Here is a 19,856-nt window from a genome sequence, read left to right on the forward strand (position 1 = left end):
AATGGCCTACTCCATCCGGTTGATCAGTCGCTGAATCAGACGCAGACTGGTTTCCAGCTCTGCTGTTGGCACGTCATCCGTCAACCCAATGGCCCAAGGGTCCTGAAGTGACCGCAAGGCGCTATAGACCTCCTGCCCGTGTTCGGTCAGCTGTACCAGTGCCGAGCGTTTGTGGCGCGGATTTTCAACATAGGCAAGCAGGTCATCAGCCGCCATGACGTCAGTGATTCGCTGCACTGCCTGACGCGATTGGCCAAGCGACCTGGCGATGGAAGGAACCGTGACACCAGAGTTCGACAACGCCACGATACCAATAACCTTCCAGCGGGCGCTTGTCAGACCAACCCGCTCGGCCATTCGGTCACCATCAGCAAGCAATAGTCCGTTAAGCCGGAAAACGGCGCGCACCAGATCCAGAAAGAGTTTACGTTTGGGGGAATGCATCATCGTCGCCGCAGCGCTGCTCGTTTTAATGCCTTGTGTATAGAGGCAGGGTTGATGGGGAACTCGCGTAGATTGCCACCCACAGCGTTGGCTACCGCATTCGCGATCGCTGCTGCCGCAACAGCCGTGGCAACACCCAATGCACTTTGTGTGCTGGCACCAGGCTCTGCTTGTTCTGTGTTTTCACTGCTGGCCAGCCACACGGCCTCGACTGCGGGCAAATCCAGCACAGCCGGCATACGATAATGCATGACGTCAATATCGTGCAAACTTCCATTTTCGTCGAACATGACCGCTTCGTTCACTATCTGACGAAATGCCTCGGCCAGCGCCTGCTGAAAAAGATTGTCATCCCCACCGGCTTTTGCATCGGCAGCGCCCACGAACACAGTATATCTCGTGACCCTGACCTGCCCGGACAGGGCATCCAGCTCGACGTCACACACATGCGTGCAGCCCATGGCGTGAGCGATACCCCGCCCACCTGTTGCAGCCACTGGCTGCCGATATTGTTCGTGCTCACTTGCTGCCATCAGCGAGTCGCGCTGCCTGGCATTTTGCAGACGCAAGGCCAGAGGGTCGATCCGCAGCTTGCGTGACAATGCATCCATCGCGGTTTCGGTAACAAGCAGTGCGGCCATAGCTGCTGCTTCCAGATGCAGGTTCTGCGGCGGCGTATTGGCAATAACGTCGTAGGCGATCAGGTTCTGATTCGGCAATTGATAACTGGCAAACGCGAGTGCGCATATTTCAGCTGCCAGGGGTGCCGCCGCTGCCCCCGATTGACAGCAAAACACGGCTTCCGCAACCTTCAGAGTGCCATCATTGAGCGCACCCAGACGAAAGCTGGCAAAAACGGCCGGCGTCAATGAGAGCACCGATGCAGGATGTGACTTGATGCAGACAGGCTGTCCTGTCTGCAGGCGCAACAGCTCGGCCAAAGGCAATACCTGCCTGGACAGCGAACGGGCTGGGGGCGAACTATCGTCGTCGCAGCCGACCCGGTCCTCCCCAGTTTCATTCAAGGCAATGCTGACAGCTGGCTCAAAACCACCAGTCAGCACCGGCAGGCACTCGATTTCATCACCCAGCATGACCTCAGCAAGGGCAAAGGCCTTGTCGGGCTGGCCCTTTCGGGAAGTATGGCGCCGGGCAATATTTGATGGTTGCGCAGGCGCCGGATCAACACCTTGTGTGAACAGTGTCTCATCAAGTAGCGGCGCATCTGGCTCCATGGCCGCACGTACAGAGGTAACAGAGGGTAAAAGCGCATATTCTATATCGATCGCAGCAAGAGCGCGTTTTGCGGTTTCAGCATCCTGCGCGGCCACAATGGCAACCGGCTGCCCCTGATACCGGACCTTGTCCCGCGCCAGCAAATTCCCACACAGTTCTGGGTTATCCTTTGCACTGAGAACCGCTGCAACACCATCCATCTGTGCCGCACGACTCAGGTCCACTCGCAAGATTCGGGCATGTGCGAACGGACTTCGCAGGATTGCCCCCTGCAGGGCAGCCTCGGGCCGCAGCTCCACCTGGCACACTGCTGCCCCCTTTACTCGTGCCAGCGCCGCACGACTGCAACCACCTGGCTCGGTCGATGTCTTTACGGCTTGCGACAAGGCACTGACGATCTGCGGATAGCGCGAACAGGCGCACAGATTGCCCGATAGCGCTTCAGCGACCGCTGAACTGTCCGGCTGTGGATCTTTTTTGAACAGGGCCGCTGCCGCCATCAACATACCGGGGCCGCAGGCTCCACAGCTTAACGCCTGATGTTCAGCCAGCGCCTTCTGCAGTGGGTGGAGCCTGGTATCAGAGCCCAGACCTTCAACTGTGGTGAGATGCTTTCCCTGTACTTCTGCAGCCAGGACCAGGCAGGCACATACCGGATCGCCTTCCAGCAAAACGGTGCAGGCGCCGCAGGAACCACTCTCACAGCCGATTTTAGTGCCAGTCATTCCCAGCACCTTGTGCAGCACCGACAGCAGTGTCTGTCCCGGCTGACAGTCCAGCGTTACCGACTGCTCATTGATCACACATGACACATGCATGCTCATCCGGAATCTCCAGAACGACTGATGACAGATCTCTGCCAGGCGGTTCGCGCTGCACTGATGGCCAGTTCTGACGCCACATGGGCCTTATGATCAGCAGTCTGCATGGAATCAGTGCCACCGCGACAGGCGCCGGCGACCTGTCTCCGAAAACGAGCCAGCACATCGGCTTCAAGCCGATTGCCGATTAACATACTGGCCGCACGTTCAGCCAATGCCGGCACCAAAGTCACTGCGGCCAAAGCGACACGGCAACTGTCAATACGGTCGTCTTTCAGGGTGAGGGCGACTGCGACACCAGCATAAGTTTTACCCAGACTGGAACGTGAAGCTACTCTGGCGTAAGCATCTGCAGTACCTGCGCAAGGCGCCGGCAACTCAATACTGACCAGCAGCTCATCCGTCCGCAGGCAGGTTCGACCTGGTGACAAAATCAATTCGGAAACAGGAATGAGTCGCTCACCGCTGACACTGACAACCCGGCAGCACGCGTCAATTGCCATCAACGCAGCAGCAGCGTCCGCTGTCGAGGCGGCCTGACATAACTTACCGCCTATTGTCGCACGGGATCGAATCTGAGCAGGTCCTGTCGCAGCCAGCGCTTCGGCAAGACCTTGCCAGCTTTTCTGAATGGCCGGGTGACTCGAAGCCTCCTGACAGGTGACTGCAGCACCCAAAATAAGGGCACCGTCAGCCAGAACCGTAACTGATCTCAGTTCGGCAAGGCGTTTGATATCGATCAGAACCGGTGCAGAGCCTGATTGTTTGTCGCCACCGGCAAGTGCTGTAGATGTATCATTCAGGGCGGGCAGCACACTTGTGCCGCCCGCCAGAACCCTGGCACTGCCCCTGTGTTGATGCAGACTGCGCAAAGCTTCAACAATAGATGTGGGCGCCAGGTATTCCATTATGCGCCAATCAGAATCGCAGCAGCAGGGTCACGGAAGCTTCAGTGTCTGTCTTCTCACGGGTCACCGGGACTTCCGTCTGATGCTTTACATTGATCGCAAACTTCATAGACAGATTTGACAGTATATCTGACTCCAGGGCGGTCTCAGATCGTGCAATGGTAGTGCGCTCACCAACATCGGCACTCAGCGTCTGCAGGAAGCGCGCATTGTCAGACAGGTCCCAGCTATAATCTGCAGACAGTCGGATAATGGCTTCTTCAAAGTCACCTTCGTCACTGTCGGAACCTCTGGAAACACGCATACCAGCACCTACTGTGTAGCTGAGTGTCATGTCTTCGAGATCGCGGAATACAACCTGACCATAACTCACCGATACATCAGACTGGCTGTCGTAGCCACTGAACTTGTCAGTCTCATGAGCCACCCTGGTCATGACAAAATTATCAGGATCGAAGTTGTAGGTGGCGCTACCAACCGTATAGAGTCGCTGCGCAGCCAGCTCGTCATCTTTCGATGAGCGGAAACCATCCAGCGTAAGCCGATAGGACCACTGTTCACGAATGGCATCAAATGCAGCCCGAAACCGCAGACTTTCATTGTCCGTGTTACCTGAGGTGTAGACAGCACCAAGTTCCAACTCGCTGGCCAGGTCCCAGGTCTGGGCCTGCAGGGGCAGCGCAAACAGCGCCAGGGTCAACAGTGCCACTCGCACGCTGTTGCGGTAAATTCCAGGCATAACTTCATCCTCTCGATTGTTCAGGTCTGGCCTCATTAGCGTTGGTCCGATTCAAGTCCGGGAACTGTCATAATCGAACGATGTTGTTGCGAGACCGCGTCAGGTCGATGATTCTGAGCAATTAGGCCGATATTGTCCAGCCAGCAAACCGACTGATTCATGGTGTTTTTTGCGCGAGTTTATGGATACAATGCCAGAAATTAAGATGGCTGGAGTTCATCTGTATGAAAACGCTGATTCTGGTGCGTCATGCCAAGTCCAGTTGGAATGATCAGACACAACGCGACATCGACAGGCCATTAAACGAGCGTGGTCGCCATGATGCTCCCATGATGGCTGACAGAATGCTGGCCCGCGGCACGCAACCGCAGCGAATCATCTGCAGCCCCGCACTGCGAACCGTTTCGACCGCAGAAATTTTTGCCACTCACCTGTCCATTCCCAACGAACTGATCCACATGGAGCGCCAGATCTATCTGGCCAGCAGCGGCCACCTGCTGCATCTGCTGCAACATCAGGATGAAAATATAGACGTCATCATGCTGGTCGGCCACAACCCGGCACTGACAGATTTGTTCAACGATCTGTGCGAATCAGCGCGACTGGACAATATGCCAACCTGTTGCGTGGCAGAATTAACGTTTGAGGTGGACAGCTGGGCGCGCCTGGAGTTTGGCAAAGCGCAGCTCAAGCAGATTGATTATCCCAAAAAAGTCTAGTCACGCCGCTGCTCAGTGCGTCATAGAATAGATCAGAAAATTGACACCGAGCTGATACGCTGTATTTGCATGCCGCGTTGGATAATTCGGGTGGTAGGTGTGCTCCCAGCCATCACCCATATCGCTGTTAAAATTGATTAACACCATTACGCGCCCCATATCATCGAGTATGGCGTGCGTTGTCGCGACACTGGCATCCCGCTCGGGAATATTCTCCGGGTTGCCCAGCGCCGGTATCATCTGCGGCCCATTGGTATCGTAGTAGATACGGAAAATCTCATGGTCCGGCGGCAGCTGAACAATGTCACGTTCAGGAAAAACCATTTGAAACGAGTTTTCGAATGCCTGCCATTCGCGCGTACCCCAGAAGTCATCGATCAGCAGGAAACCACCTCGCAGCAGGTACTCCCGCAGGTTCTGCAACTCAGGCGGAGAAAAGTATGGGCCACCATTGCGCCCGACTTCGAGCATGTACAGGAATGGATACTCGAAGATCTCGTCATCGTCCAGTCGCAGGACGATAGGTTCGGACATTACCCTGATATTGCTAAGCCGTGAGACGCCTCTCAGAAAGTTGCGGTCGGCTGCCGGAAAGTCGACAGACCAGGGACCATATCCGAACCCCCCCCGGTAATATGAGTCGTATTGCACTCTGACAAACGCGAATTCGCCGGCGAGGTCGGGCGCATCTTCAGGCAGCTGCGACTGGCCCGGCGAACGCTCGGGCGGTGGCGCCAGAAGTGGCTGGGCATCAAGGAAAGGTGAGAGCAGCATGCCCAGCAAAGACAACACGGCCACCCACTTAACACTGTATTTTCGAATGGACATTTATCAGCTCAATTGCCAGAGACGACAGGGTGTTCAGCTCATCAGTTTGGTGTAAGCTGCCAAATAATTCAACCTAAACAATAACAACAGTAACACCGGGAGAACAGCCATGCCCCAGGCATTCACCACTTCGCGAACCCCTTCGATTCTGGCCCTTAGCATTGCCGGCCTGATGCTGACAGCCTGCTCTGGCCCAGAGCAAACGGCCACAGAGTCAGTCAATGTGCAGATGCTTTCGAGCGCGCCGCATCTGGTCACCGGTGGTTCAGCGCTGGTAGAACTTGTCTACGACAGCCAGGGCGCCCTGCCACAGATTCATGTCAATAATGATGCATTTACCTGGCCCGCTCCGGCAGATGCTGACGGTCTGCAGACCGCCAGAGTCCTTATCGAGGGTCTGAAAAACGGTGACAATGAGGTGCGGGTGACCGTTGGCGCGGCCAAGGCTGCCCTTACTCTGGTCAATTATCCGATAACCGGACCCGTCATCTCAGGCGAGCATCAACAGCCCTACCTGTGTCTGTCTGAACTCGCCCCGCGGCAGGCTGAGGACGGCAGTGAACAGCCGCGGCGCTTCGCAATCGGCAACGGAGAGTATCTCGAAACTAGTCAGTCCGCCGGCGACTGCTCTGTACCCACCCGGGTCGATTACCTGTACAAAAGCGTCTCAGACGAAGGCTTTCAGCCGCTGCAAGACCCGACCCGGGTACCCACCGATGTGGCTACCACTGAAACAACTTCAGGCCAGCAGCTACCATTCATCGTCAGACTGGAAACCGGCTCCATTAACCGGGCCATCTACCAGATTGCCACACTGTATCAGCACGGACAGACCGTGAGTGCCGTCGAGCCCGCTCCTGATGGATGGAATCAGAGACTGGTATACACCTTTGGTGGCGGCTGCGAGGCTGGCTATTTTCAGGGTACCAGCACAGGAGGCGTTCTCAGAGAGAGCATTCTGGCGAAAGGCTATGCCGTGGCATCGTCAACGCTCAATGTAAATGCCCAGGGCGGCTGCAACGATGTCCTGTCAGCAGAGACAGCCATGATGGTGAAAGAGCACTTCAGTAAGCACTACGGTGTGCCGGTGCACACGATCGGCAGCGGCGCCTCTGGCGGCGCCATGCAACAGTTACTGATAGCCGGCGCCTACCCCGGCATTCTTGATGGGCTTCTGGTAGGCATGACATTTTCGGATGCGGTCACATATTTCACAGATGCCCAGGAATGCAGCGGACCATGGCGCCAGTATGCAAACAATCCCGATAATGGCCTCGATGAAGCAACACGCACGGTGGTTGGCGGCTGGCCAAACTGGTATTTGTGCGATGAGTCGCTGGGGGATCGACCAGACCGAATTTCACCGTTCGACTGTCCCGCCGAAATTCCGCAGGCCATGCACTATCATCCCGAGCAGAATCCGGACGGCGTTCGTTGCTCAATCTACGACGGCATGCGTAACATATTTGGAGAAAAGTCCTTTCCTTCGATTCCCACACAGCGCCAGGTAGCCCGCAGCCCGCACGACAACACAGGGGTGCAGTACGGACTGGAGGCACTGAACGCCGGCCGGATCACCAAACAGCAGTTTCTGGATATCAATGAGAATTTCGGCGGCTGGAACATCGACTATCAGCTGACCCCGGAACGCACACAAGGTGACCCGGACGCGATACGTATCGCCTATGAAACGGGACGAATCACCAGCGGAGATGCCGGTCTGGCACGTGTGCCCATCATTGACGATCGCCTCTACCTGGACGATCAGGGAAACTTCCACGCAAGCGTCTACTCGTTCACCACCAGGGCACGCCTGCAGCGGGATAACGGTCATGCTGATAACTATGTCATCCGACGCCATGGCAGCGAAATATCACTGGCGGATGAGAATCTGTCCCTGATGGATGAGTGGTTGAGCAATATCGATCGTGAGGACGGGTCGACCCCCTTGCTAGAAAGAATCGTGGCAGCACGCCCACCGCAATTGCTGGACGACTGCTTTGCCGCTGACGGCGAGCGAATTGTTGAGCCAGCACAGTTCGATACTCAGCAACTGTTTGACAATACTGCCGGACGCTGCAATCAATTGTATCCGCCACATGCGGGTCTGCGACTGGTGGCCGGCGGCCCTCTCAGCAATGACATCATGAAGTGCCAGCTTAAACCAATAGAGATCAGTGATTATGCGGTCACGTTTACTGATGCTGAGATGAATCGCCTGCAGAGCATATTCCCGGAAGGGGTGTGCGACTGGAGCCGGCCGGGCGTGGGACAAACCAGTACCCAAACCTGGTTATCCTTCGGTCCGTCTCCAGTCAATCGCTATCAGCCCTGATCAGGACAGGGCGCCCTTATTTTCAATAGCCTGTGACGGCCGTCTGCACAATAGGATGCCGACGGCCGATAGCAGAACGCCAGCGCCAAGCAGCGTCGCATCACCGACCGCCAGCCCGAAAGTCTCAAGGCCGGGCAAGGCAACTAAAATCCCACCCAGACCTGTCAGCAGGCGCCCGCCAGTGCCAGGCACCCCAGTACGATCCAGAAAACCCAATCCCGGCAGGTAGTCCTGCAAAGCTCCCGCGATCAGCACGATTCCAAGCGCCACAGTTGTCGTACCTGTTATCACCTGCCACCAGCTAGCTTCCAGGATCAATGCCGGATCGAGCACAAAAAAGAAGGGAATAAAATAGATCACACTTCCCAGACGCATGGCCTTGAAACCCGTGGTCAACGACGAAGCGCCAGCGATACTGGCTGCCGCAAAAGCGCCAAGTGCCACAGGTGGCGTAATGAATGACAGCATGCCCCAGTACAGGATGAACAGGTGCACACTCATCGGACTGAGACCGCCCTGCACAAGCGCTGGCGCCAGCACAATGGCCAGAAAGATGTAGGCTGCAGTCACTGTCATGCCGATACCAAGTACAAAACTGGTCAGTGCGCCCATCAGTAGTAGCAACCAGATGGAGTCACCCGCCAGATACAAGAGGTCATTAACCAGTGTGCCTGACAGCCCGGTGACGGAGAGGGCTCCAACAATCAGGCCGACACCAGCCATAATGGCCAGCAGCTCCACGAGCAAGCGTCCAGCTGCCACCAGGAATCGACCTGTAGCCGCCAGGTTCCAGCGATGAACACGCGACAGTTGATTCAGTGCCAGCAGCATGCCTGTCGCAAAATACGGCGCAGCTGCTTCGCGCTGCATGACGATCAACAGGAAAATCAGGACTGCGAATGACGCGATGTAGTACCAGCCATCCCGAAACGTTTCGCCCAGTTTTGGCAATTGCTCGCGCGGCGTGCCTTTCAGGCCGGTGCGGGCAGCGTAGGCATCCACCTGCACAAACAGTCCAAAAAAGTACAGCAGCGCAGGTATTGCCGCCGCCAGTGCTACCGAGGTGTAGGGCACATTCAGAAATGTAGCCATGACAAACGCGGTGGAGCCCATGATCGGCGGCAGCAGCACGCCACCCGTTGAGGCACAGGCCTCGACCCCACCGGCGTAAGCTGGTGACATACCATCCTTCTTCATTGCCGGAATAGTCATCTGGCCAGTCGTTAAAACGTTAGTGATGACACTGCCGCTCATGGAACCCATCAGTCCACTGGACACGATGGCGACTTTGGCTGAACCACCTCTGACATGGCCAAACAGGGCAAACGCCAGATTAATGAAAAAACGACCACCACCCGTATGCTGCAAAGCTACACCAAAAATCAGGAAACCGATCACCAGTTGTGCAAAGGCTCTAAATGGCAGACCCAGGATACTCTCGATACTCATCACGTGGTACGAGGCAGTATTGGCCAGAGTTGATGACATTCCAGAGATCGGACCGGGCATCAATTCAGCAAAAACCGGATAAACTGAGAATACCAGCACCAGTCCAAACAGGGTTGTACCACCGCAGCGACGCACGGCTTCCAGGGTCAGTGCCCAGAGCGCGTAAGCCATCCAGACCGCATGGGTCGGTGCGGCGAACTCCCAGCCATAGTCAAGCATGGTCTCTGCACTGAAAAAGAAGAAAGCACATATCCCAAACGTGACAAGCGACAGGATGATGTCGTACCAGTAGCGCCGAGCTTTGGCAAATGGGGGAAACACCAGAAAACTCAGCGGCAACAACAGCCCAAGCAGAGCATAGTAATAATGATTCTGAACAGTAATCACAAAATCCATCAGTGGCTGTTCAGAAAGCAGTCGCTGTGAATCCATGGCAAGGAATATACACAGTATCGCTGACAGTGCCAGCAGCCAGCGTACCGCAACTGGCATCTCGGTTGTGGATCGCGACATCAGTCCCAGGTCTCCCATACAGGATCAAAACCGGCTGCCTCGAGCCGCTGGGCACGCAGCTGCTGCCAGTGCTCGCTGAACTCATCGCGGTCTCGGATACCGGCTGATTCTGCTTCCTCCCAGGCTTCGGCCAGCACACGCTGCCGTTCCAGCAATGACTGATTATGCGCATCCAGCTCGTCGGTCCAGACACCGATTTCACGCCAGTAGCGAACCGCACCCGCATGATAGGGAACAACCCAGTCAAACACCTGCCGCTCCAGCTGCCAACCTATTGCACCTGGGTCAGCGTCCTTGAAATCATCGAAATTTTCATGAATCACTCGGGTCATCCAGTACACCATTTCTTCATCCTGGGTGGACTGGGCGATCAATGCGGGATAGGGATAGGTGCCTGCTTCCTGCGGTTGCTCGTCACTGATGCCGGGACCACGGGTTGCCATATGGCGCGTGAAGTATGGAGCTACCGAATGCATGCCCTGCCAGCATGCCTCATCATCATGAGGCGCAGGCAGCCAGGCAATACCTCTTGGCGAAGCTTCCAGACGCCGGGTCGGGCCGGACACTGTTGTGCCAAAGGCAACATCGACATCGCCATTGATGACGCCCTCCCACATGGCCTCGTAGCCAGGAAAGTCAACGCGTTCAACATCTTCCCAGGTCAAACCGCCGCAGGCCAGGTAGGCCTCCATGGAGATATTAAGCGCGGGCGCCGCCCTGACAAAGGGCACACGACGCCCGCGCAACTCTGCGAAACTGGTAACGCCAGTATCAGCCGCCACTGCAACAGCCTGATTACTCAGGCCGTTGGAGGTCATCAATAACTGCAGCGCCTGTGGGCCCCACTGGGGATCGGCGAATTGATAAACACCTTCCTGTGCAAAATAGGTCGCTACCCCGTTGGCAGAGAACTGGACGCGGTTGCTGACCAGAGGCAGTAGTCGCGACACATCATTCTGACCGGGGATGACCCGCAGCGTAATGTTGTAGCGGTCACGCAACATCGCACCAATCGCGACCGACTGATTGTATCCGGTTGTTCCTAGATTGTAGGCTGTCCAGGCCAGCTGGCGTGGCAACTCCGGTGAGGCGGGCTGCTGAGCCGATACTGTCCCGGCAAATCCCAGCGTCAGTATGAATGGCGCCAGCAGTGTAATGATGCCGCGAGGCCCCTTTGCCCTGTTACAGCGATTACGCAGCATGGCGCTGCATGGTGTGCGGTGCATCGCGACTCCCCCTGATAGTTCTTTTAATTGTGCACAGCTCAAGCTTGTCATCGATGTCGATAACATCTAGTCAGAGGTTAGCAGGGACAACAGAGAAGTGAAAGAAATAGCGGAACGATCGGGCGCGGCGCAGGAGCAGGTGCAGGTGCAGGCAAACGTTAATTGTCATCGAAGCCAGGCCTCAGGCGAGACCCGGCTTCGATGTATTAGTGGCAAGCTGGACGCTAGACCAATCAGTTAGCGGCGCGACGACCAGTAACAGGGATCGGACCGAAGTCGGTATCAAACGAACCACTCATCATATCCCCGTCAACTGTGCCGGTGAAGGCCAGCGTCATGGAGGTACCCTGGGCGTCAATGTCGGTAGCAAATGACAGCGTGTCACCGGCGATCGCTACAGAGTGAATCGGGGATGAACCCATATCCTGCGAGCTCATATTGCCAGTCAGATCTTCATTGATAGTCAGATCGGCGTTCATGGCACCAATGGGTGTATCGATGGTAATTACCCACTCACCCACTGCCGGATGCGGGCCTGTACCAGCACAGGCTGCCAAAAAGAGTGCTACCAGCATACCCGCTACCAGCTTTCCTGTTTTATTGATCATTATGAGTTCCCCTTCTTTTCAATAAGCATAAAATTAAGATAATTGCTGTACCACATCGCTAAATATGCGGCCCTACTTTGATCCCGAATGGCGCGGCCGTCAACGCCTAATTCGTTGGATTAGACGATTTCCGTGACAGATACCTGGCAGTTTCCGAAAACCGCCAATCGTTCACAATTTTTCTACCAGGCTAACTCCAGTATTTGCATGACCTCATCTGATGATTGGATGCTGCGTGGGTTGTTGCGCACGACCGGATGTCGCGCAGCAGACTCTGCGATCCGCGCCAGCTGCTCTCTGCCGACGCCCAGGTCCCGTAGGCTGGCTGGCAGATCCATGCCTCTAACCCAGTCCTGCAGCCAGTCTCCCAATGGTGTCTCGCCGGCACCCATCGCCTCAGCCATTTCACGTTGTTGAATGACTGTTTCCTGCGCATTCCATTTGAGCACCGCGGGCAACATGACACAGGACGTATACCCGTGCGGCACACCACATTGTGCGCCCAGAATATACCCAATGCCATGACTGGCGCCATGGCGCACTTTTCCAAGTGCGGCACCCGCCAGCCACACAGCCTGCTGTAAAACTGTCCGCAGCTCACCGTCCTGCGGTGATCGCAGGACATCAGGCAACGACTTTGAAAACAGTCTCATGGCGGCCAGGTACTGCCCCTGCAGGTACGGATAGGCATCCGCAGAGCAGTAACCCTCCACAGCATGATCCAGTGACCTGACAGCTGTAGACAGCCATAACCACATTGGGGTGTGCTGAGCCAGGTGCGGGTCGTAAATAATGGCACGTGGACTCAATCCAGCACCGCGATATCCTTCTTTACTGGCTGTTACGGGATTCAGAATGCCAGCATTCTCGCTGAACTCGGCGCCAGACAGGGTACTGGGTACGGCGATCTGGCAAACAGCACTCCTGGACGATTTATCAGCCGAGGCTCCATAAAGATCTCCCGTACTGCCATCTCCGCGTCGAGCATAACGCAGCAGCTCATCTTCGTCCTGAATATCAGCGTTCAGGCAAAGCTGGATAAGCTTGCAGGCATCCATAATGGATCCGCCCCCGATCGACAGCAGCACATCAGCATCGTGCTGTCTGGCCATCTGCATGGCCTGCCAGACAGCCGGTCTGGGTGAGTGCGCCGGAATTCCATCATGACAGGCTACCAGCCGGTCACCTATGATGCTTCTCAGCTGTTGTTCCAGATTCAGATTGCGTTGCAGCGTTGCAGAAACAAACGCCATTACCCGATTCGCGGACTGCCCGCTGCGTTCCAGTTGCCCAAGCGTGACCGGCAATGATTCAGCCAGCGGCATGCCAAAGCTTACCTGTGCGAGGGTAGTCTGAATATACATTCCGGCCTTCACGCAACTGCCCTCATGCATGCACGGTTTGCGGCACCTGCAGCTCTGTCTGCCGCATAAAAATCTCCTGCAATCCCGCGAAAATTGAAGCAATTCATATTCTGCTATATTCTCTTATCTTCCCTGACACGAATACCTTTCTCAAGCACCCGAAACATTACTTGCCGAGGCCCTCAATGATCGAGCTCACTATCAACGGACAGCAACACTCGCTGGACATCGAACCGGAGATGCCCCTGCTCTGGGCGCTACGCAACGAGCTGGGACTGACCGGCACCAAATTCGGCTGTGGTATTGCCGCCTGCGGCGCATGCACAGTCCATGTGGACGGCCGCGCCGTGCGCAGCTGCGTAACACCCGTCAGCGCTGTGCAAAACACAAATGTTACCACCATCGAAGGACTGGCCCATAGTGCCACTAGTCATAGTGCCGGACAGAGCTCCGTCAGCGCTGCGCGCACAGATGTGCAGAATGCCTGGATCGAGCATCAGATTCCGCAATGCGGATACTGTCAGTCTGGCATGATCATGGCAGTCAGCGCTCTGCTTGACAGCCAGCCCGACGCCAATGAAGAGGCCATAAAAAACAGTCTTAGCAATGTATGCCGATGTGGCACTTACCCGCGCATCAGTCGAGCTGTGCGCGATCTGATCGCGGCAAGACAAACCAGCCGCAGCCAGGAGGAAACCGTATGAAACTTAATCGTCGTCGTTTTCTGCTTGGCACCGCCCTCGCCGGTGGCGCTCTGCTGGTAGGTTACGCTGCCAGCCGTCCAAGCCGCCAGAGTCTCGCGAATGAAAACCACGCCGCACAGGGCCAGACATTTCTGACCACCTGGTTGCGAATAGACCCGGACAATCAGGTTACCGTCATCGTGCCCCACTCCGAAATGGGGCAGGGCGTACTTACATCGCTGCCTATGATGGCTGCCGATGAACTTGATGCCGACTGGAACCTGGTCCGCGTTGAGCAGGCACCGGTAGATGACCTGTTTGCCAACGGCGTCCTGATCAAAGGCTTCGCCGCCTCAATGGGCTTCAGCGTGCCCGCTCTGCTTGATCGCGGTATGGACGCTCTGACATTGAAAGCCGCTGAAATCATGAACATGCAGATCACCGGTGGCAGCAGTTCAGTCCGCTTCACCGGAGAGATGGGTATGAGGACAGCCGGTGCGGCAGCCCGACAGATGCTGGTGAGGGCTGCTGCCGAGCAGTGGCAGGTACGCGAGGACGAGATTCAGGTCGCCAACAGCGTAATTTCGCATCCCGGATCAAACCGTACCGCGACCTTTGGAGAAATGGCGGCGCTGGCTGCCACTTATGAACCACCTCGCAGTCCGGTACTCAAGCGCCCCGAGCAATTCACGTTGATGGGCCGGTCCCTTCCACGCGTCGATATTCCAGCCAAGGTAGATGGCACTGCCCAGTTCGGGATCGACGCCCGGCCAGAAGGCATGCTTTACGCCGCCGTTACCACAGCACCGGTATTCGGTGGCCAGCTGCAACGGGTGGAAAATATTGATGCCGTCATGCAACGCCGCGGTGTGGTCCGAGTGGTCGAACTGGAAGACGCCGTGGCTGTTGTCGCCGACAATTACTGGCGCGCCAGTGAGGCTTTGAAGCAGCTGGTCCCGCACTTCACCAGCACCGAACACGATCAGCGCTCCAGTGCCGACATCTTTGCAGAGTATGATGCCGCGCTTGAATCTGGTGAACGTAATGAAGACGTTGCCGTCGGAGACGCGTCTGGGGCGCTGCAGAGCGCTGCCAGCGTTGTTGACGCCAGCTATCGCGTACCCTATCTGGCCCATGCCGCCATGGAACCAATGAATTGCACCGTTCATTTTGCGAACGGCCGCTGTGAGGTCTGGACCGGTACGCAGGACAATCTGGGCATTCGGGGTCAGGTCGCCAGCGCCGCCGGGCTGGATGAGACAGAGGTGACAGTGCACCCGTTTTACCTGGGTGGTGGCTTTGGTCGGCGTTTGCCAACATCAACCAACACCATTATTCAGGCAACACAGATCGCCCGGCAGTTTGACGTGCCCGTGCAGACCCTCTGGAGCCGCGAGGAAGATACCCGCCACGACTATTACCGTCCAGCGGTTGCCAGTCGTTTCCGCGCCGGTTTCGATAACGACGGGAAGCTGATCGCGTGGGAAAATGCCTACATCGGCAAGAATGAACCCGCCGAGGCTGCTCATATTGCCTACCAGATTCCCAACCAGAAAATCGATTATGTGGAAAGCCCGACGCACGTGCCATTTGGCGCCTGGCGAAGTGTGGCGCACTCCCAGCACACATTCTTCCTGGAATCGTTTACAGACGAACTGGCCTGGCAGCAACAACGCGACCCTCTTCAGTTCCGTCTGGACTATCTCAGCGACAAACCCCGACACCAGCGGGTGCTTCGAGAGGCTGCGAGTCGGGCTGGCTGGAACACACCACCGCAGGCTGGCCGCGCGCGCGGCATCGCCCTGCAGGAAAGTTTTGGCAGCATTGTTGCCGAGGTTGCTGAAGTCAGCCTGACCGAGGCGGGTGAAGTGAAAGTTGAAAAAGTGGTCTGTGCCATTGACTGCGGACGAGTGGTGCACCCCGACAACGCTGCATCGCAGGTTGAAAGCGGGATCATCTATGGATTGACCGCAGCACTTTATGGCCAGATCACAATTGAGGAAGGCAAAGTCAAGGAAAGCAACTTCCATGACTACCCAATGTTACACCTGGCACAGTCGCCGGAAATTGAGGTCATAATTCTGGAAACGGAGGGTGCCCCGGTCGGCGGTCTTGGTGAGCCAGCCACCCCGCCAATTGCCGCTGCCGTCACCAATGCACTGTACGCATTGACGGGTCAGCGGGTCAGGGAGTTGCCGTTGCGGCACTATCAGTTTTTGCCAACACCGGAAGAGCGTGGCGCGAATCGCGCCTGATCAGAAAAGATAGAAGGGTCGATGGTCGCGCATTGCGGCCACCGACCCTCTGGAGTCACTCAACCAGGGAGCGGTTCTGTGACATTCCAGTCTGAACCATAAACTGACGGAACTGGTCAAAATCCAGCCCACCCGACTTGTCCTTGTCCAGGATGGTGAACGGCAGAACCATGGACTGACGGGCACCCTCGGGCATTTCTGTCAGGGCAATCTGCCCATCCATGTTGGTGTCCATGTAACCCATGACTATGGAAGTCATGTAGTCATCCACATTGATCTCGAAATCATTTTCGCCGGGCTCGGCGTAGCGGAACGAAACGCCACCATAAAGCATCTCTTCCCAGGTCTGCTCACCAAAGGTGACATCCACGCTGGGATCAGGGTTGCTGAGATTTGCCGTGGAGTTATCGTAGGTCGTCCGGTGAATGATCTTGGTACCGGCTGGCGCTTCGATAGGATCTTTGAACTGGAAGTAACGCTGCCAGTTGAAATCGTAATCAGGCGACGATAGCACCACTTCCTCACGACCATCCGGATAACGGATCGCGAACTCGGACGCCCGGCCTCGATAGTGCGCATGCGGGAACAGGGCATAAATCACTGCATCACGCTGCAGCTCGAAGTAGGCTTCAGCCTGGTGCTCAGCCTCGCCTGCCGGAATCTCCAGCTCCAGGTTCAAAATCGAGTAGTGCTGAAGTACATGCTCCGGCGGTTCGTCCGCGAAATAAAGGCCGATACGGGTCTGGTCGCTGGTTGCACGGCCATAGGTTGTGTAATGCATCTGCGTAAAGAAGGAGCTGTTGGCAGGTACGTAAACACCCGTGTCTTCTGGGTAAATGTAGGTTTCATTACCCGGTACGAACGTCATTAACTGCGGCTGGAACAAAGACTCTCCACTGTCAGAGTCAGCGCCCAGCGTGGAGCTGGCACCAAAGGTTGCAATCGCGTGATGTACAACCTGACGATCGCCGGGTGATATCTGCACCGCCTTCACCCAGACGTCTCTGTCCAGAGGGTTTTTAACCTCAAAGAACTGGTAATCCAGCACACCAGTTGCAGGGATATCAAAGGCAGGTAAATCAACAATCAGATCTGGCTCGCCAAGCTCCCATTCCGTTTCTGCTGCCGGAATCTGCGTCAAGGGGTCTGCCCCCTCGCCACGCGGTGAACCTGCATCTATCCAGCCGACCAGCTGTCGCTTCTCATCAACGCTCAGGCTCAGATCATGTTCAAACTCACCAATTTCCGGGTCTGCGTGCCATGGTGGCATGCGGCGCGTGAGTACCGTTTCCCGAATCATCGGTGAAAAGCCCTGCACCATGGCATGGCTGGTCATTGCCCAGGGAGCTATGCCACCAGTGCGATGACAGTCCGCACATTTTTCTATCAGCATTGGCGCAATCGTGTCGCTGTAGCTTGCGGTAGCAGGCTGCGCTGCGTGCCGAGGCAATGGCACTGCATCCGTCATGGCCACCTCTCGGTAGTCTCCGGGCTGCTGCTCCAGCAACTGGGCCACAGAAGCCCTCAGTTCCGGATGCACAGAGCCATCGGCAGCCAGCGCAGGACCGCGATATTTGACTTCCCAGCGATTGGGATCAATCACCAGCGTTTCGCCTACCAGATCAAGCTGATAAGTATGCGCAATCAGTCCGGCATCGTCTTTCAGGATTGGTAATTCAATATTCTGCTGCTCGGCATGCGCCAGCAGTGTTTCCCGGGCCGTGTCCGGGACGGGGTTGATCAGCGCAATCGGAACTCCGCGCTCCAGCCATGGCTGCGCCTGCAGAGTCCGGGCGACCTCTGCTGACTGCCCGGTATCGTGACTGTGTGCCGACAGGATGACGGCGCGGCGTTGACCGTAATAGTGGAGATTGAATGCCTTGCCATGTTGATCCATCAAGGTGAAATCAGCAGCGCGCATCGCGTCCTGATCGCTCGATTGGGCCACCGCTGGGGTGACCGCCAGCGCCAGCATCATGCAGCTGGTCGTCAGCAGGGAATTCAGGGTGTCAGAAAACTTCATGGGAAAACCTCTTACCCAGAACAACAAAAATGAATGGATTCATACACGTTGTACTAGAACAGAGACCGCCCATAAACGTCAATCGGTCAAAAGTCACGCAAGGAAACGCGCGACGTTGTTCAGGTTTCCGCGGCAGGACGATAGTGACTGCGGATAAAATCACCCAGCATGGCAAATTCGTCGTGGCGTGTGCTGGCCTTACGCCAGACCAGGCCGATCTGACGATAACTGCCCGGCTCCAGCGGCTCTGTCGCAATCTGGGTATTCTTGAGCAGTGGACTATGGATGGCCATCTCCGGCAGATAGGTGACACCCAGATCCGCATCGACCATCTGTACCAGCGTCAAAAGACTGGTGGCGGTAATACTGCTGACTTTGTCGGCGTTTTTGATGTTGCAGGCTGATAGCGCATGATCGCGCAGACAATGCCCGTCCTCCAGCAACAGCACACTGTCACTGGGCAGCAGGCTGACATTGGCGTAGTCGGCGCTGACGAATCGGCTGCGCTTGTGGTGTGCCAGAAAGAAATGATCATCAAACAAGGGCATCTCCACCACATTGCGCAGCTCATACGGCAATGCAACCAGCAGCAGATCCAGTTCACCCTCCATCAAGCGCTCGTAGACACGCTCGGTAAGGTCTTCTTTCAAATAGAGCCTCAGGTCGGGGTAGGCCTCGCGTAAAGCTGGCAACAGCGCAGGCAGCAGGAATGGAGCGATGGTCGGAATAACCCCCAGCTTCAGCTGACCGGTCAGTGGAGCCTGATTTCCCCTGGCCATTTCCACCAGGTCTTCCAGATCCCTCAATACCACACGTGCCTGCCTGGCGATATCGCGCCCGAGACTGGTGATGGTCACATTCTTGTTAGTGCGATCGACCAACTGAATATTGAGCATGTTCTCCAGTTCTTTGATCGCCACACTGAACGCAGGCTGCGACACAAAACAGGACTCTGCTGCTTTTCCGAAGTGTTCATGATGCTCCAGTGCAACGAAATAGCGCAGCTGTTTAGTGGTCGGCAAATGACTCATAGTCTCCCCGTTAACGATACATTTACCATATCAGTTTAATATATTTAATTCATTTTATCTATTCACTGCCGCGACGTATGATTTCACCATCGTTTAGGAAGGTTCATTGAACAACGATCCCTCATTACCGGAGTGTGCCCCAAAGCACTCCGGTTTTTTTTTGCCACAGGATTTACTGATATACTGGCTTTCCAGCTTCGTAATGGAGATTGATATGCAGCAACGACCGTTTTTCGACAAGTGCCTGTCTGCAGTTAATCCGCGACGTACGTGGCTGGCAATCGGCACGCTGGGATGTCTGTGGCTGCTGTCAGCATTGGCACAGGCAGCTGATGACAGTTACTCCGGAGATGTTTGGCACGGGCAGTGGCTTGCGGAGGGTACGCTGTTCAGCCTCGAACTGCAGGCAAGTGGTGACCGCTTTCAACTGCTGCCCCGGACCCCGGCCGGCCTGCAATGGCAAGCCAGCGAGGGACGCATAAATGGCAACTCAGCGACGGTTGATGTGCATTATCAGGGCGTTTCAGCAACTGTACTCGTGCAACTGCAAAGCCCGCTGAGCGCCATTGTTCGCCCCATGAGCTGCCAGCCAGACTATCATGTGATCTGCACGCTGGTCAGTAACCAGCAGGCGCGCTTTATCAAGCTGGAAGGCAGCGACTGAGCCCTTTCAG

16 protein-coding genes are annotated in these 19,856 nt (G+C 56.1%); 5 read left to right on the forward strand and 11 right to left on the reverse strand.

Annotated features, from left to right (window positions below):
• Positions 1 to 6 precede the first annotated feature (6 nt).
• The 4 genes from LVD14_RS00500 to LVD14_RS00515 are packed head-to-tail and all read right to left on the reverse strand — an operon-like array spanning position 7 to position 4,148.
• A complete protein-coding gene (locus tag LVD14_RS00500) occupies positions 7 to 447 on the reverse strand; it encodes a MarR family winged helix-turn-helix transcriptional regulator (RefSeq protein ID WP_237132069.1) in 441 nt (146 codons plus the stop codon).
• Positions 444 to 2,504, reverse strand: a complete 2,061-nt coding sequence (locus LVD14_RS00505; protein WP_237132070.1) for a 2Fe-2S iron-sulfur cluster-binding protein — start codon at positions 2,502 to 2,504, stop codon at positions 444 to 446. Before LVD14_RS00505 ends, LVD14_RS00500 begins: the two co-directional genes overlap by 4 nt.
• Positions 2,501 to 3,409, reverse strand: a complete 909-nt coding sequence (locus LVD14_RS00510; RefSeq protein ID WP_237132071.1) for an FAD binding domain-containing protein — start codon at positions 3,407 to 3,409, stop codon at positions 2,501 to 2,503. Before LVD14_RS00510 ends, LVD14_RS00505 begins: the two co-directional genes overlap by 4 nt.
• Before the next feature lie 10 nt (positions 3,410 to 3,419).
• Positions 3,420 to 4,148: a YdiY family protein gene (locus LVD14_RS00515; RefSeq protein WP_237132072.1), complete on the reverse strand. Its 729-nt coding sequence runs from the start codon at positions 4,146 to 4,148 to the stop codon at positions 3,420 to 3,422.
• Between the two features lie 224 nt (positions 4,149 to 4,372).
• Between LVD14_RS00515 and LVD14_RS00520 the strand changes: the two genes are divergently transcribed.
• Entirely contained in the window at positions 4,373 to 4,867 is a 495-nt protein-coding gene (locus LVD14_RS00520) for a SixA phosphatase family protein (protein ID WP_237132073.1), read from the forward strand.
• A 12-nt stretch (positions 4,868 to 4,879) separates the two neighbouring features.
• Here LVD14_RS00520 and LVD14_RS00525 read toward each other — a convergent pair whose 3' ends face one another.
• The gene (locus LVD14_RS00525; RefSeq protein ID WP_237132074.1) at positions 4,880 to 5,695 is read right to left on the reverse strand and encodes a DUF4159 domain-containing protein; all 816 of its coding nucleotides are present in this window, start codon (positions 5,693 to 5,695) and stop codon (positions 4,880 to 4,882) included.
• Positions 5,696 to 5,804: 109 nt separating this feature from the next.
• Between LVD14_RS00525 and LVD14_RS00530 the strand changes: the two genes are divergently transcribed.
• Entirely contained in the window at positions 5,805 to 8,030 is a 2,226-nt protein-coding gene (locus tag LVD14_RS00530; RefSeq protein WP_237132075.1) for a DUF6351 family protein, read from the forward strand.
• Here the strand turns inward: LVD14_RS00530 and LVD14_RS00535 are convergent, their stop codons facing one another.
• The 4 genes from LVD14_RS00535 to LVD14_RS00550 all read right to left on the reverse strand — a co-directional run bounded on the left by LVD14_RS00535 (position 8,031) and on the right by LVD14_RS00550 (position 13,190).
• Complete coding sequence (locus tag LVD14_RS00535) at positions 8,031 to 9,992, reverse strand: TRAP transporter permease (protein WP_237132076.1); 1,962 nt, start codon at positions 9,990 to 9,992, stop codon at positions 8,031 to 8,033.
• Positions 9,992 to 11,218 (reverse strand): TAXI family TRAP transporter solute-binding subunit, encoded by a 1,227-nt coding sequence (locus tag LVD14_RS00540; RefSeq protein ID WP_237132077.1) that lies wholly within the window; start codon positions 11,216 to 11,218, stop codon positions 9,992 to 9,994. Before LVD14_RS00540 ends, LVD14_RS00535 begins: the two co-directional genes overlap by 1 nt.
• A gap of 233 nt (positions 11,219 to 11,451) precedes the next feature.
• Positions 11,452 to 11,826, reverse strand: coding sequence for a hypothetical protein (locus tag LVD14_RS00545; RefSeq protein ID WP_237132078.1), 375 nt, complete (start codon positions 11,824 to 11,826; stop codon positions 11,452 to 11,454).
• Positions 11,827 to 12,008: 182 nt separating this feature from the next.
• On the reverse strand, positions 12,009 to 13,190 hold the full coding sequence (locus tag LVD14_RS00550; protein ID WP_237132079.1) for an iron-containing alcohol dehydrogenase: 1,182 nt from the start codon (positions 13,188 to 13,190) through the stop codon (positions 12,009 to 12,011).
• A 185-nt stretch (positions 13,191 to 13,375) separates the two neighbouring features.
• On the opposite strand from LVD14_RS00550, the gene LVD14_RS00555 reads away from it, so the two are divergent.
• Both LVD14_RS00555 and LVD14_RS00560 read left to right on the forward strand, forming a co-directional pair.
• On the forward strand, positions 13,376 to 13,894 hold the full coding sequence (locus LVD14_RS00555) for a (2Fe-2S)-binding protein (RefSeq protein ID WP_237132080.1): 519 nt from the start codon (positions 13,376 to 13,378) through the stop codon (positions 13,892 to 13,894).
• Positions 13,891 to 16,128 (forward strand): xanthine dehydrogenase family protein molybdopterin-binding subunit, encoded by a 2,238-nt coding sequence (locus tag LVD14_RS00560; RefSeq protein WP_237132081.1) that lies wholly within the window; start codon positions 13,891 to 13,893, stop codon positions 16,126 to 16,128. The genes LVD14_RS00555 and LVD14_RS00560 overlap by 4 nt, the downstream gene beginning before the upstream one ends.
• 55 nt (positions 16,129 to 16,183) lie before the next feature.
• Here the strand turns inward: LVD14_RS00560 and LVD14_RS00565 are convergent, their stop codons facing one another.
• Both LVD14_RS00565 and LVD14_RS00570 read right to left on the reverse strand, forming a co-directional pair.
• Positions 16,184 to 18,151: a redoxin domain-containing protein gene (locus LVD14_RS00565; RefSeq protein WP_237132082.1), complete on the reverse strand. Its 1,968-nt coding sequence runs from the start codon at positions 18,149 to 18,151 to the stop codon at positions 16,184 to 16,186.
• A 119-nt stretch (positions 18,152 to 18,270) separates the two neighbouring features.
• The gene (locus LVD14_RS00570) at positions 18,271 to 19,182 is read right to left on the reverse strand and encodes a hydrogen peroxide-inducible genes activator (RefSeq protein ID WP_237132083.1); all 912 of its coding nucleotides are present in this window, start codon (positions 19,180 to 19,182) and stop codon (positions 18,271 to 18,273) included.
• A gap of 214 nt (positions 19,183 to 19,396) precedes the next feature.
• Between LVD14_RS00570 and LVD14_RS00575 the strand changes: the two genes are divergently transcribed.
• Positions 19,397 to 19,846, forward strand: a complete 450-nt coding sequence (locus tag LVD14_RS00575; protein ID WP_237132084.1) for a hypothetical protein — start codon at positions 19,397 to 19,399, stop codon at positions 19,844 to 19,846.
• The last annotated feature ends 10 nt before the right edge of the window (positions 19,847 to 19,856 follow it).

It is taken from the genome of Pseudohongiella sp. O18, from assembly GCF_021729085.1.
GTDB lineage: Bacteria > Pseudomonadota > Gammaproteobacteria > Pseudomonadales > Pseudohongiellaceae > Pseudohongiella.

What these genes read in the sequence shown, in the direction of transcription:
- LVD14_RS00500 (WP_237132069.1), bottom strand. Translation starts at nt 447, where the DNA reads ATGATGCATTCCCCCAAACGTAAACTCTTTCTGGATCTGGTGCGCGCC.
- LVD14_RS00505 (WP_237132070.1), bottom strand. Translation starts at nt 2,504, where the DNA reads ATGAGCATGCATGTGTCATGTGTGATCAATGAGCAGTCGGTAACGCTG.
- LVD14_RS00510 (WP_237132071.1), bottom strand. Translation starts at nt 3,409, where the DNA reads ATGGAATACCTGGCGCCCACATCTATTGTTGAAGCTTTGCGCAGTCTG.
- LVD14_RS00515 (WP_237132072.1), bottom strand. Translation starts at nt 4,148, where the DNA reads ATGCCTGGAATTTACCGCAACAGCGTGCGAGTGGCACTGTTGACCCTG.
- LVD14_RS00520 (WP_237132073.1), top strand. Translation starts at nt 4,373, where the DNA reads ATGAAAACGCTGATTCTGGTGCGTCATGCCAAGTCCAGTTGGAATGAT.
- LVD14_RS00525 (WP_237132074.1), bottom strand. Translation starts at nt 5,695, where the DNA reads ATGTCCATTCGAAAATACAGTGTTAAGTGGGTGGCCGTGTTGTCTTTG.
- LVD14_RS00530 (WP_237132075.1), top strand. Translation starts at nt 5,805, where the DNA reads ATGCCCCAGGCATTCACCACTTCGCGAACCCCTTCGATTCTGGCCCTT.
- LVD14_RS00535 (WP_237132076.1), bottom strand. Translation starts at nt 9,992, where the DNA reads ATGTCGCGATCCACAACCGAGATGCCAGTTGCGGTACGCTGGCTGCTG.
- LVD14_RS00540 (WP_237132077.1), bottom strand. Translation starts at nt 11,218, where the DNA reads ATGCACCGCACACCATGCAGCGCCATGCTGCGTAATCGCTGTAACAGG.
- LVD14_RS00545 (WP_237132078.1), bottom strand. Translation starts at nt 11,826, where the DNA reads ATGATCAATAAAACAGGAAAGCTGGTAGCGGGTATGCTGGTAGCACTC.
- LVD14_RS00550 (WP_237132079.1), bottom strand. Translation starts at nt 13,190, where the DNA reads ATGTATATTCAGACTACCCTCGCACAGGTAAGCTTTGGCATGCCGCTG.
- LVD14_RS00555 (WP_237132080.1), top strand. Translation starts at nt 13,376, where the DNA reads ATGATCGAGCTCACTATCAACGGACAGCAACACTCGCTGGACATCGAA.
- LVD14_RS00560 (WP_237132081.1), top strand. Translation starts at nt 13,891, where the DNA reads ATGAAACTTAATCGTCGTCGTTTTCTGCTTGGCACCGCCCTCGCCGGT.
- LVD14_RS00565 (WP_237132082.1), bottom strand. Translation starts at nt 18,151, where the DNA reads ATGAAGTTTTCTGACACCCTGAATTCCCTGCTGACGACCAGCTGCATG.
- LVD14_RS00570 (WP_237132083.1), bottom strand. Translation starts at nt 19,182, where the DNA reads ATGAGTCATTTGCCGACCACTAAACAGCTGCGCTATTTCGTTGCACTG.
- LVD14_RS00575 (WP_237132084.1), top strand. Translation starts at nt 19,397, where the DNA reads ATGCAGCAACGACCGTTTTTCGACAAGTGCCTGTCTGCAGTTAATCCG.